At 69.4% G+C, this 11,631-nt stretch carries 12 protein-coding genes; 7 read left to right on the forward strand and 5 right to left on the reverse strand.

Annotation, left to right across the window (positions count from 1 at the left end; translation table 11 throughout):
- Nucleotides 1-12: 12 nt before the first annotated feature.
- The 4 genes from ACQPYY_RS08295 to ACQPYY_RS08310 form a co-directional block, all read right to left on the reverse strand.
- Complete coding sequence (locus ACQPYY_RS08295; RefSeq protein ID WP_433593315.1) at nt 13-465, reverse strand: DUF4189 domain-containing protein; 453 nt, start codon at nt 463-465, stop codon at nt 13-15.
- Between the two features lie 72 nt (nt 466-537).
- The gene (locus ACQPYY_RS08300; protein WP_433593316.1) at nt 538-1,491 is read right to left on the reverse strand and encodes an alpha/beta hydrolase; all 954 of its coding nucleotides are present in this window, start codon (nt 1,489-1,491) and stop codon (nt 538-540) included.
- A gap of 46 nt (nt 1,492-1,537) precedes the next feature.
- Complete coding sequence (locus ACQPYY_RS08305; RefSeq protein ID WP_433593317.1) at nt 1,538-2,287, reverse strand: SDR family NAD(P)-dependent oxidoreductase; 750 nt, start codon at nt 2,285-2,287, stop codon at nt 1,538-1,540.
- Nucleotides 2,288-2,321: 34 nt separating this feature from the next.
- Nucleotides 2,322-3,449: an LLM class flavin-dependent oxidoreductase gene (locus tag ACQPYY_RS08310; RefSeq protein WP_433593318.1), complete on the reverse strand. Its 1,128-nt coding sequence runs from the start codon at nt 3,447-3,449 to the stop codon at nt 2,322-2,324.
- 174 nt (nt 3,450-3,623) lie between these two features.
- On the opposite strand from ACQPYY_RS08310, the gene ACQPYY_RS08315 reads away from it, so the two are divergent.
- The 7 genes from ACQPYY_RS08315 to ACQPYY_RS08345 all read left to right on the forward strand — a co-directional run bounded on the left by ACQPYY_RS08315 (nt 3,624) and on the right by ACQPYY_RS08345 (nt 9,768).
- Nucleotides 3,624-4,379, forward strand: a complete 756-nt coding sequence (locus ACQPYY_RS08315) for a glucose 1-dehydrogenase (protein WP_357279726.1) — start codon at nt 3,624-3,626, stop codon at nt 4,377-4,379.
- A 12-nt stretch (nt 4,380-4,391) separates the two neighbouring features.
- Entirely contained in the window at nt 4,392-6,071 is a 1,680-nt protein-coding gene (gene kstD, locus ACQPYY_RS08320) for a 3-oxosteroid 1-dehydrogenase (RefSeq protein WP_379101276.1), read from the forward strand.
- 1 nt (nt 6,072) lies between these two features.
- On the forward strand, nt 6,073-6,804 hold the full coding sequence (locus ACQPYY_RS08325; RefSeq protein WP_379101278.1) for a glucose 1-dehydrogenase: 732 nt from the start codon (nt 6,073-6,075) through the stop codon (nt 6,802-6,804).
- Nucleotides 6,805-6,882: 78 nt separating this feature from the next.
- On the forward strand, nt 6,883-7,698 hold the full coding sequence (locus tag ACQPYY_RS08330; protein ID WP_379101280.1) for an SDR family NAD(P)-dependent oxidoreductase: 816 nt from the start codon (nt 6,883-6,885) through the stop codon (nt 7,696-7,698).
- A 245-nt stretch (nt 7,699-7,943) separates the two neighbouring features.
- Entirely contained in the window at nt 7,944-8,849 is a 906-nt protein-coding gene (locus ACQPYY_RS08335; protein WP_433593319.1) for an LLM class F420-dependent oxidoreductase, read from the forward strand.
- Entirely contained in the window at nt 8,846-9,172 is a 327-nt protein-coding gene (locus ACQPYY_RS08340) for a hypothetical protein (RefSeq protein WP_433593320.1), read from the forward strand. The genes ACQPYY_RS08335 and ACQPYY_RS08340 overlap by 4 nt, the downstream gene beginning before the upstream one ends.
- Nucleotides 9,169-9,768: a Dabb family protein gene (locus tag ACQPYY_RS08345; RefSeq protein ID WP_357279710.1), complete on the forward strand. Its 600-nt coding sequence runs from the start codon at nt 9,169-9,171 to the stop codon at nt 9,766-9,768. Before ACQPYY_RS08340 ends, ACQPYY_RS08345 begins: the two co-directional genes overlap by 4 nt.
- Here the strand turns inward: ACQPYY_RS08345 and ACQPYY_RS08350 are convergent, their stop codons facing one another.
- Complete coding sequence (locus tag ACQPYY_RS08350; RefSeq protein WP_433593321.1) at nt 9,769-11,379, reverse strand: FadD3 family acyl-CoA ligase; 1,611 nt, start codon at nt 11,377-11,379, stop codon at nt 9,769-9,771. It abuts the gene before it with no gap.
- Between the last annotated feature and the right edge of the window lie 252 nt (nt 11,380-11,631).

The raw sequence follows: 11,631 nt of genomic DNA on the forward strand, positions 1-11,631 counted from the left end.
CGAAAGCCGTTGTCACTGAACGTTGGCGGTACAGGCGCTGGTGGCGACGCGGGCGGCGCGCGGCTGGGCGCTGCCCAGGTCGGGGAACGGGGGAGCGCTCTGGCCCAGCCCGGCCACCGCGTTCTGCTCGGCCTCGGCGAGGCTGGGGCCGACGGCCCAGCCCCAGGCGCCGTCCGCGCCCTGGGCGACCGCGGCGCAGCCGTCGGTGAAGCGCAGCACGATCTCGCAGTCGTAGCTGGCGCAGTCGCGGATGGCGGCGGCGTCAGCGGTGACCCGGTTGGCGTCGGTGCCCGAGACCGCGGCGTTCCTCAGCCGGGACAGCGCCAGGGTGCCGTAGTACTGGGGCGCGGCGTCGGCGGATCCCGCCAGCGCGGTGGTGAGAGCCATGCCCGAGGTGGCGAGGGTGATGGCCGCGGTGATCGCGGCCGTTCCGGTGACCGACGGGAGGAGGCGTGCAACCGACAACTGAATTCCTGACGTTTCAAACGGGCGAACGCAGCTGATGCTAATCGGTCGCGCCGTGAACGAACGCCGAAATCAGACGACGGGCGTGCGCGCCAGCGCCCGGCGCAGCGCGGTGAACGCGGTCGCGTTGGCGTGCTGGGTTTCTCGCAGATGGAAGGCCATCGACATGAACCCGTGCACGGTGCCGTCCCAGCGGTGGATCTCGGTCTCCACCCCGGCCTCGCGCAGCCGCTGCCCGTAGGCCTCGCCCTCGTCGCGCAGCGGATCGAATTCCGCGGTGGCGATGTGCGCGGGCGGCAGCCCGGTGAGGTCGGCGATGGTGGGATTGGCGTAGGGGTCGGACTTCTCGGCATCGGAGAACAGATACTGCTCCCAGTACCACCGGATGTGCGCCGCGGTGGTGAAGTACCCCTCCGCGTTCTCGGTGTGCGACGGCCGATCGCAGGCCGGATCCAGCATCGGGTACATGAGCAGCTGGAACGCGAGGTCAGGTCCGCCGTTGTCGCGCGCGGCGATGGCGGCGACGGTGGCCAGATTGCCGCCCGCGCTGTCCCCGGCCACCGCGATCCGGCCGGGGTCCCCGCCCAGGGCTTCGGCGTGCTCGGCGACCCAGCGCAGCACCGCGTAGGCGTCGTCGGCCGCGGCCGGGAAGCGGGCGTCGGGGGCACGGCGGTAGTCCACCGACACCACGATCACCCCGGCCTCGTTGGCCATGGTGCGGCAGAAGCGGTCGTGTGAGTCCAAGCCGCACAGCACGAATCCGCCGCCGTGGTAGAAGACCACGATGGCCGGAACGGGTTCGGCGTCCAGGGGCCGGTACACCCGCACCGGCACCTCGGGCGCGCCGGCCGGGCCCGGCACCGCGCGATCCGCCACTCCCGCAACGGGAATGGGTTCGACGGGGGCGGGGCGGCGGGCGGCCAGGAAGGCCCGTGCTTCGGTGGCGTCGAACACCTCGGTGCCCAACGCCGGGAACGCCGCGGTGGCGGCGTCGACGAAGGTCTGCCATTCGGGGGACAGGGTCACTACGGGCCTTCCTGGATCGCGCTGTGTCACTGCGGGGTTCGCCGAACTACATGCCGCGCGGGATGAACTTGCCCGCGGCCAGACCGCCGTCGACGGAGACCTCCGCACCCGTGATGTAGGCCGAGGCGTCGGAGGCGAGGAAGGCGACCAGTTCGGCGACCTCCTCGGGCAGGCCGGTGCGCTCGAGCGGCAGGGTCGGGAAGCTGCCCGGGCCGGTGGTCAGGTAGGGCACCATCGGAGTGGCGATGGGGCCGGGGTACACCGAGTTGACCCGGATCTGGGACAAGCCCAGCTCCAGGGCGGCGACCTTGGACAGGCCGCGCAGACCCCACTTGGAGGAGCCGTAGGCGGAGTGGTTCATCAGGCCCTCGAGCCCGGACTGCGAGGAGATGTTCACGATGGAGCCGCCATTGGCGGTCATGGCCGGCAGTACCGCCTTGATGCCGCGGAAGGCGCCGACCAGGTTGACCGTCAGGATCCGTTCCAGCTCTTCGGGAGTGGTCTCGGCGATCGGCTTCATGGTGTAGATGGCGGCATTGTTCACCAGCACGTCCAGTTTGCCGAAGGTGTCGACGGCCACCGCCACGGCGGCATCCCAGCTCTCGGAGTCGGTGACGTCGTGGCGCACGAAACGGGCGTTCTCGCCGAGGGATTCGGCGAGCTCCTTGCCCTCGGTCTCGAGCACATCGGTGATGACCACCTTCGCGCCGCGCTCGACGAACAGCTTGGCCTCGGCCGCGCCCTGGCCGCGGGCGGCCCCGGTGATCAGGGCGACTTTGCCTGTCAGATCAGCCATTTCGGTTTCCTTCTCTGTCTGAGTTGAGACGGTGCTACTTGTTGCGGAAGTGGGGGATGACCTTCTCCCCCCACTGACGGATGGTTTCCAGGCACGCCTCCTGGGGCACGGTGCCCATCTGGATGAGGCACAGGATCTCGTCGGCTCCGGCGTCGCGCAGCCGTTCGACGTAGGCGATGGCGTCCTCGGCGGTGCCGTAGGCGTGCTCGGTGTTGAAGATGGCCGTGGCCCCGTTCTTCACCGGGATCTTGGCTTCGTGCAGGTAGGCGACGTGCTCGTCGGCGACCTCGCGCATCTTGGCGAGTTCGTCCACGCCCGGGTCCACGGCCTCGTCGGGCACCGGGCCCGCGCCGTAGTAGTACTTGATGGACTGGGCGAAGAACCGCTGCCCGCGCGCGCCGATCTGGCGGGCCCGCTCGCGGTCGTCGAGCACGATGGTCGGGCACAGCGCCGCGAAGTGGTCGTTGACGACGGTGGACACGAGGCGTTCACCGGTGCGGGCCGCGATGGCGGCGTCGTAGATGCGGCGCAGTTCGGCGATCTCCTCGATGCCCGCGAAACCCAGGACCAGCGCGCCGATCCCGTACTCGGCCGCCAGTTTCAGCGTGTCCTTCTTGGTGCAGGCCATGAACAGCGGGGGATGGGGACGCTGCACCGGCCGCGGCAGCAGGTGGTGCGGGCCGATGTCGAGCAGTTCACCGTGGTATTCGAATTCGCCCTCGGGGTCCTGCCAGGCGGCGGCGATCATCCGCAGCGATTCCTCGACCTCCTGGTAGGTGCGGTCGGGATCGACTCCGCACATGGAGGTTTCGACGGCGGTCGCGCCGCGGCCCGCGCCCAGGTTCAGGCGGCCGCCCGACAGCACGTCGAGCATGGCGGCGCGTTCGGCCGCGCGGACGGGGTGATTGAAGTTGAACGGCATGCAGACCACGCCGTGCCCGATCCGGATCCGCCGCGTCTGCGCGGCCACCCAGGTCAGGAAGATCTCCGGCGCGCTCATGTGCGCGTACCACTTGAGCCCGTGGTGTTCGACGGCCCAGACGGTGTCGAAGCCGACCTCGTCGGCCAGCACGGCCTGCTCGACGCAGTCGCGCAGCACCTGGGCTTCGTGGGCGGCGGTGGGATCGGTCATCTGCGCTTCGAAGATCATCGAGAACTTCATCCGGGGCTCCTTGCGCGCGCTGACTCACCCGTCCGGGCGTTTATGCCTAAACGAAATACAACTGCACCCATAGCCTCAGGTCATGAGGTTGTCTCAGTGGCCGGGACCACACCGTGCCGGTGTTCCGCATCCGGACTTAGCGTCGGTTGAACAGCAGCGGAAGGACGGGATCAGGTGGGACAGCTGGACGGCAAGGTAGCGCTGGTGACCGGCGGCGCCCGGGGCATGGGAGCGGAGCATGTGCGCCGTTTCGTGGCCGAGGGCGCGAAGGTCGTGTTCGGCGACGTACTCGACGACGAGGGCAAGGCCCTGGCCGCCGAGCTGGGTGCTGCCGTCCATTACGTGCATCACGATGTCACCAGTGAAAGCGACTGGCAGGCAGCGGTTTCCGCGGCCGTCGCCACGTTCGGCAAGCTGGATGTGCTGGTCAACAATGCCGGGATCCTGCGGTTCAAGCGCATCCTGGAGATGAGCCTGGACGAGTTCAACGTCATCATGAACATCAACGTCACGGGCGCTTTCCTCGGCATCAAGACCGCCGCGCCCGCCCTGATCGAGGCCGGTGGCGGGTCCATCGTGAACGTGTCCTCGGTCGAGGGCTTCGTCGGTGCGGCCGGTCTGTCGGCCTACAGTGCGAGCAAGTTCGCGCTGCGCGGTCTCACCAAGTCCGCCGCCCGGGAACTGGGGCACTCGGGTATCCGGGTGAACTCGATCCATCCCGGCGGCATCGCCACCCCCATGACCGCGTCCGTGGCGGGCGCGTCCGGGGTGGACGGCAACTCCTTCTTCTCCGAATTGCCCATTCCGCGCTGGGGTCAGCCGGTCGAGGTCTCCGAGGTGGCGTTGTTCCTGGCCTCGGACGCCTCGAGCTATTGCACCGGAGGCGAATTCGTCGTCGACGGCGGCATGCTGACCAGCTGCGGCTACTAAGGAACGAGATTCATGGAATTCGAATTCGACGTCGTTGTGGTGGGTTCCGGCGCGGCCGGCATGACCGCCGCGCTGACCGCCGCCTACCGGGGCCTGTCGGTCACCCTGATCGAGAAGAGCAGCCTGTTCGGCGGCTCCACCGCGCGCTCGGGCGGCGGCATCTGGGTGCCGAACAACCCGGTGCTGCAGGCCGCGGGTGTGCCGGACAGCCCGGAGATGGCCCGTACCTACCTGAAAGCCGTTGTCGGCGATCGGGTTCCGGAGGCCAAGCAGCGCGCGTTCCTGGAGCAGGGCCCGGAGATGTTCCGCTACATCGGCGCCCGCTCCAAGCACTGGGCGTTCGCCTACGACCGCGGCTACTCCGACTACCACCCGGAGTTCCCGGGCGGTCTGGCGCAGGGTCGCAGCATCGAGCCCAAGATCATCGACGGCCGTCTGCTCGGCGCGGATCTGGACAAGATCAACCGCCCGACCATGTCCGCCCCCAAGGGCATCGCGATCACGGTCAAGGACTTCCACGACCTGAACATGATCGCCCGCACCTGGGCCGGCAAGAAGACCGCCATGAAGGTCGGCGCGCAGACCGCGCTCAACATGATCAAGGGCGCCAAGCCGCTCAGCCTGGGCAAGGCGCTCGCCGCCCGGCTGTGGCTGTCGCTGCGCGACGCGGGCGTGCCGGTGTGGCTGAACACCCCGCTCACCGACCTGGTCATCGAGGGCGGCACGGTGGTCGGCGTGCGCGCCGAGCACGAGGGCCGCACCGTCACCATCAAGGCCCGCCGCGGTGTGGTGCTGGCCGCGGGTGGCTTCGAGCACAACCTCGAGATGCGTGAGCAGTACATCGACGGTCCGCAGAACACCGGCTGGACCGTGGGCGCGACCGAGAACGTCGGTGAGGGCATCGTCGCGGGCCAGAAGGCCGGCGCGGCGGTCGATCTGATGGACGACGCCTGGTGGGGTCCCTCGGTGCGGAACCCCGACGGCCCGCCGTTCTTCATGCTGGCCGAGCGTTCGCAGCCGGGCGCGATCGTGGTCAACGCCAAGGGCGACCGCTTCGTCAACGAGTCCGCGCCGTACGTGAACGTCGTGCACACCATGTACGAGGAGGAGAAGAAGGTGCCGGGCAGCATCCCCGCGCACTTCATCTTCGACCAGAACTTCCGCGACCGGTACCTGTTCCTGGGCAACTTCCCCAAGCGGCCGCTGCCCCAGAAGTACTTCGACGCGGGCATCATCAAGCAGGCCGACACCCTGGCCGAGCTGGCCGACAAGCTGGGCATCCCGGCGAACAAGCTGGCCGCCACCGTGGAGCGCTTCAACGTCTTCGCCCGCAACGGCCGGGACGAGGACTACCAGCGCGGCGACTCGGCCTACGACCGCTACTACGGCGACCCGACCGTCAAGCCCAACCCGACCCTGGCCCCGCTCGAGCGCGGCCCGTTCTACGCGGTCGAGATGGTGCCGGGCGACCTGGGCACCAAGGGCGGCCTGGTCACCGACGAGCATGCCCGCGTCCTGAACGACCAGGGCGACGTCATCCCGGGCCTGTACGCGGCGGGCAACAACTCCGCCGCCGTCATGGGCAACGACTACGCCGGCGCGGGCGCCACCATCGGCCCCGCCATGGTGTTCGGCTACATCGCGGCCAACCACCTGGCCGACGCGGAAACCGCAGCAGCGCAGGAGAACTGACATGGGACGGGTTGATTCGAAGGTCGTCATCGTCACCGGCGGCGCGCGCGGCATGGGGGCGGCCTTCGCCCGCAAGCTCGCGGCCGAGGGCGCACGGGTGGTGATCACCGACGTGCTCGTCGAGGCCGGGGAGGCCGTCGCCGCCGAGATCGGTGACGCCGCCCGGTTCTTCCCGCTCGACGTCACCGACGAGGCGGCCTGGAACGACGTGGTCGCGCGCACCGAGGCGGCCTTCGGGCCGGTCTCGGGCCTGGTCAACAATGCCGGCATCGTGCACGTCGACCCCATCGAGAAGCTCTCGGAGGCGGACTACCGCAAGGTGATCGACGTCAACCAGGTCGGGGTCTTCCTGGGCATGAAGGCCGTCATCGGCTCCATGCGCCGCGCCGGGGTGGGTTCCATCGTGAACATCTCCTCGACCGGCGGCCTGATCGGCTACTCGAACATCCTCGGCTACGTGGCCTCCAAGTGGGCCGTGCGCGGCATGAGCAAAACGGCCGCACAGGAATTCGCGGCCGACAATGTCCGCGTCAACTCCGTGCACCCGGGCATCGTGGCCACCGAGATGGTGGCCGCCTCCGAGCGGTCGGCGAGCATCGCGGCCAATCAGCCCATCGCCCGTCCGGCCACCCCGGAGGAACTCGCCAATATGGTGCTGTTCCTCATCTCCGACGACTCCTCCTACAGCACCGGCGCCGAGTTCATCGCCGACGGCGGCTTCACCACCCAGTAGGAACCCGACTCCGGGGGCTCTCAGGGGTTCTCCTGAAGCCCCCACCTCACCAAACCCGGTGCGAGACAAGGAAAGACCATGAAGGATTTTCGCGGCAAAGTCGCTGTGATCACTGGCGCGGGCGCCGGCATCGGCCGTGCGCTGGCGCTGGAACTGGCTCGTAACGGGGCGCAGCTGGCGCTGTCCGGCCGTAATTTCGACAATGTCGCCGAGACCGTGGCGCTGTGCGAGAAGGCCGGCGCCAAGGCGCGGGCCTACAAGCTGGACGTGGCCGACCGGGCCGCCGTCTACGCGCACGCCGACGAAGTGGTCGCCGATTTCGGCAAGGTCAACATCGTCATCAACAACGCCGGTGTCTCGCTGACCGCCAATATCGAGGAAGTCTCCTGGGAAGACCTGGAGTGGATCTTCGGCATCAACTACTGGGGCACCCTGCACGGCGTGAAGGCGTTCCTGCCGCACGTGATCGCCTCCGGGGACGGCCATTTCGCCAATGTCTCCAGCATGTTCGGCCTGGTGGCCTGCCCCAGCCAGGGCGGCTACAGCTCGTCGAAGTACGCCATGCACGCGATCAGCGACGCGCTGCGCCAGGAGATGATCATCGCCGGGCACAATGTGGGCGTCTCGAGCGTCCACCCGGGCATGATCAAGACCGAGATCGCTTGGAAGGCACGGGCTGCCGCCAACCGCTCCCGTGACGACCTGGCCGCCAACTTCGACCGGCTGGCCCAGACCAGCCCGGAGGACTGCGCCAAGGTCATCGTCAACGGCATCCGGAAGAACAAGCCGCTCGTCCTGATCGGCAAGGACGCCAAGGCGATGAACGTCATGCGCCGCCTGCTGGGTTCGGGCTACATGAAGCCCCTGACCGCTCAGATGCGCAAGGAAATCTAACCCAGCTCTCCGGGAGCCCCCGTGCCCCGGTGCGTTCCGCACCGGGGCACGGCCCAGGGGAGAGTGCGTGCAGCAGCCCCGCGCCATCCGGTGCGGGGCTACTGGCCGTTGCTGTGTAAACATGCGCTGACCTGCGGATATATTCGATCCCAGTGAACGGGACCTCTCCGGATTGTGACCCCCGCAACAGCCACGATCGACGGGTGGCCCAGGGTGGGCCGGACCCGGAAAGACGGAGGCGTCCGATGCGCATCGGCATGCTCATGCCATATCTCGACGGACTGGTGACCTCGGGCGGATTCCTACGGGAGTTCGCCGCGGCCGCCGAGGAATGCGGACTGGAGTCGATCTGGACCGTGGAACACGTTGTGGTGGCCCAGGATTACGAGCCGCTGTACCCGTACTCGCCCGACGGCCGGATGCCCGGCGGCGGCGGTATCGGGGTGCCGATGACCGATCCGCTCGAGACCCTGGCCTTCGTCGCGGCGGCGTCGAGCACGGTGAAGCTGGGCACCGCCATGGTGGTGGCCCCGCTGCACAGCCCGGCGGTGTTGGCCAAGCGGGCGGCCACGCTGGACCGGATCTCGGACGGGCGGCTGCTGCTGGGACTCGGAATCGGCTGGCAGAAGGAGGAATACGCGGCGATCGGCGTGCCGTTCGAGGAACGCGGCACCCGGCTCGACGACTGCATCGGCGCCATGCGGGAACTGTGGACGCGGGCTCCGGCCACCTATCACGGCAAGCACGTGTCGTTCGACGATCAGTTCTGCCAGCCGCAGCCCGAGCGGTCGATCCCGATCGTGCTGGGCGGCAACAGCGCTCCCGCGGTGCGTCGCGCGGCCAAGGTCGGCGACGGCTGGTTCCCGTACACGATCTCCTCGGAGGATTTCGGGCGCGGCACGGACAAGATCCGCGAACTGTCCGCCGCGGCGGGACGTTCCGAGGATGCCGTCGAGATGACGATCTGGCCGGGCTCGTTCGACTTCGTGCGCGAGTTCGACGCCGACTACGTGCGCCCCTACGTCGCCGCCGGTGCGAGCCGGATCGTGCTGACCCCGCCCATGTTCGGCCCGGAATCCCTGCTCAACGGCGTGGAAAACCTTGCGGCGTACGTGGATCGGTACCGCAACGACGTGGAGTCGAAGCTGTGAACCCCGCGACCCCCGTCCGCGTGTTCGACCGCGTCGTCCTGCCCGCCGATCGGGCCGAGGACTGGCTCACCCGGTGGCGTGGCGACTACCTGCCCGGCGCCACCGCCCGCGGCCTGCGCGCCCCGCAGGTGCTGCGTGAGCACACCGGCGCGGATTCGGTGGCCGTGCAGATCATCTGGGAGCTGCCGGGCATCTACGACTTCTACGGCATGCGCGCGGCGGCAGCGGCCGATCCGGGCGTGGCGGCCTTCTGGTCCGACACCGACGCGGTCGCCCTGACCAGGGAGCGGCATGTCATGGCGGTGCAGGAGGTGCAGGCATGACCCGCTGGGTGATACTCACCGCCCCGCCCGCCGAGGACGCCGACGGCCGGCTGGCCGCCTTCGCCTCGGCGGCGTCCGCGAATCCCGGTGTGGCGCACTGCTCGGCCGGGGTCGATCTGCCGGGCAGCGCGGGCGGCCTGGGCGCGCTGTGGGACCTGACCACCGAGTCGACGCCCAGCGCCGTCCTGCCGGGCCTGCCCGGTGACGCCGATCTGGTGCCGCTGGCCCCGGTGCACGCCCGCGTGGTCCGCCTCGACGCGCCCCGCCGGGTCAAGCGCACCCTGCTGCTCACCGTTCGGGAGGGCACGTCCCCGGACACGGTGTCGCGCTTCGAATCCGACCTGATGGCCATGCCCGCCCACATCCCGGCCATCCGGTCCTGGTCGCTGAGCCGGGTCCCCGGCCACGCCCGCTGGACGCATGTCTGGGAACAGGAGTTCGCCGACCCCGACGGCCTCAATGGCGACTACCTGCTGCACCCGTACCACTGGACGCACGTCGACCGCTGGTTCGATGCCGAGATCCCGGGCTCCATCGTGGACCCGGCGATCGCGCACCTGTACCGCTGGGCCGACGGCCCGGTGCTGGGGAACTGATCAGTCCGGGTCGCGCAGGCGCTGTTTGAGCACCTTGCCGCCGGCATTGCGCGGGAGGTCGTCGGCGAAGACGATCTCCCGCGGCACCTTGTAGCCCGCCAGCCGCGCGCGGGACCATTCGATGAGTGAGGCGGGATCGGTGGCGGCCCCGGCGACGGGGACCACGTAGGCGCGGCCCACCTCGCCGAGCCGCTCGTCGGGGATGCCGATCACGGCGACATCGCGGATATCGGGGTGTCGCAGCAGGACTCGCTCGATCTCGGCCGGGTAGGCGTTGAAGCCGCCGACGATGAACATGTCCTTGAGCCGGTCGGTGATGCGCAGGTAGCCGTCGGCGTCGAGGGCGCCGATGTCACCGGTGTGCAGGAAGCCGTCCGGGTCGATGGCGGCGGCGGTGGCCTGCGGATCGTCCAGGTAGCCGTGCATGACATTGGGGCCGCGGACGGTGACCTCGCCCGGCTCACCGGTTTCGAGGAGTTTGCCTTCCCGGTCCACGATGCGGATCTCACTGCCGGGCAGGGGTTTTCCGACGGTGTCGGCGGCCAGTTCGGCGGGGGAGCCGGGTGGGCAGATGGACACCACGCCGATCGATTCGGTGAGGCCGTAGGCGGTGAAGACGGCCGGAACGCGCAGGTCCTCGCGAATGCGGCGGACCAGTTCGGCGGGGATGGTGGAGCCGCCGGTGCCCGCCAGGCGCAGCGATCCGAGCAGGTAGTCGTCGGGGCCGGCGGCGAACAGATCGGTGAAAAGCGTTGGCGGCCCCGCCAGGACGGTGATGCGTTCGCTCTCGATCAGATGGAGTGCGGTGGCCGCGTCGAAGCGCTCCATCGGCACCATGGTGGCGGTGCGCAGCAGGCACGCCAGGATGCCCGCCTTGTAGCCGAAGGTGTGCGAGAACGGGTTCGCCAGCAAATATCGGTCACGCGGACGCAGGGTGACGACCTCGGACCACCGGGCGAAGACCTCGAGGGTCTGGCGGTGGGTGGCCAGCACGCCGCGGGGGGCGCCGGTGGTGCCGGAGGTGAACAGGATGTCGGAGATGGACTCCGGGTCGACGGCCGCGGTGCGTTCGATCGCGGATTGCGGCTCGACCACCGCGCCCGGGGCCAGGAACCCGGCCCACGAGCTGATGTCCCAGTCCGCCGCGCTCTCGCCGCGGGCGTCGTCGAGCAGGATGAGGTGCTCGAGATCCGGTAGCGCGAGGCCGGATTCGGCGAGCATGGCCGGATAGTCCGCGCCCAGGAACTCCTGCACGGTGCACACGGCTCTGGCGTGGCTGCGGGCCAGCACCTCGGCGGTTTCCGGGCCGCGCAGCCGGGTGCTGATCGGCACCAGGGTGGCGCCGGCGCCGAGCATGCCGAGGGCGGTCACGATCCAGCGGACGCTGTTGGGAGCCCAGAGCCCGACCCGATCTCCCGCCTCCAACCCGGAGGCGATGGCGGCCCGGGTGACCGCCGCGGCCTCCTCGGCCAGCTCGGCGAACGTGAGCCGTCCGGCCGGTCCGGCGATGGCCACCGCCTCGGGATACCGCCGCGCCCGATCGGCCACCAGCGCCGGAATGGTCGCCACACTTCCGACCGCGGAGATGCCGCCCGAGTGCCGCCGATCCATCCGCCCATCCTGCCCCAGCCCCCTCACCCGATTGCCTCATTTCGCCGTGCCATCCCGCTGACCGGGCGTGCCGTGTTGGATGGCCCTCCGCTTCGCTCCGCGCCGGTTCTCGTGATCCTCCGAGCGAGTGGCGGGTGAGGCGCCGGGGCGTACCCATTCCGGTCATCGGGATGGGACTTGGGGGTGCGGGGCGTCACACGGCACCCTCGTTGTAGTGGAACCGTCGGGGGGACGGATATTGCCCGGCAGGCC

The organism is Nocardia sp. CA-145437 (assembly GCF_050956485.1).
Lineage (GTDB): Bacteria > Actinomycetota > Actinomycetes > Mycobacteriales > Mycobacteriaceae > Nocardia.

Bases quoted from the DNA above. Each gene is read 5' to 3' on its own strand.
- ACQPYY_RS08310 (WP_433593318.1), bottom strand. From the start codon at position 3,449: ATGAAGTTCTCGATGATCTTCGAAGCGCAGATGACCGATCCCACCGCC.
- ACQPYY_RS08350 (WP_433593321.1), bottom strand. From the start codon at position 11,379: ATGGATCGGCGGCACTCGGGCGGCATCTCCGCGGTCGGAAGTGTGGCG.
- ACQPYY_RS08335 (WP_433593319.1), top strand. From the start codon at position 7,944: ATGCGCATCGGCATGCTCATGCCATATCTCGACGGACTGGTGACCTCG.
- ACQPYY_RS08330 (WP_379101280.1), top strand. From the start codon at position 6,883: ATGAAGGATTTTCGCGGCAAAGTCGCTGTGATCACTGGCGCGGGCGCC.
- kstD (WP_379101276.1), top strand. From the start codon at position 4,392: ATGGAATTCGAATTCGACGTCGTTGTGGTGGGTTCCGGCGCGGCCGGC.
- ACQPYY_RS08305 (WP_433593317.1), bottom strand. From the start codon at position 2,287: ATGGCTGATCTGACAGGCAAAGTCGCCCTGATCACCGGGGCCGCCCGC.
- ACQPYY_RS08345 (WP_357279710.1), top strand. From the start codon at position 9,169: ATGACCCGCTGGGTGATACTCACCGCCCCGCCCGCCGAGGACGCCGAC.
- ACQPYY_RS08325 (WP_379101278.1), top strand. From the start codon at position 6,073: ATGGGACGGGTTGATTCGAAGGTCGTCATCGTCACCGGCGGCGCGCGC.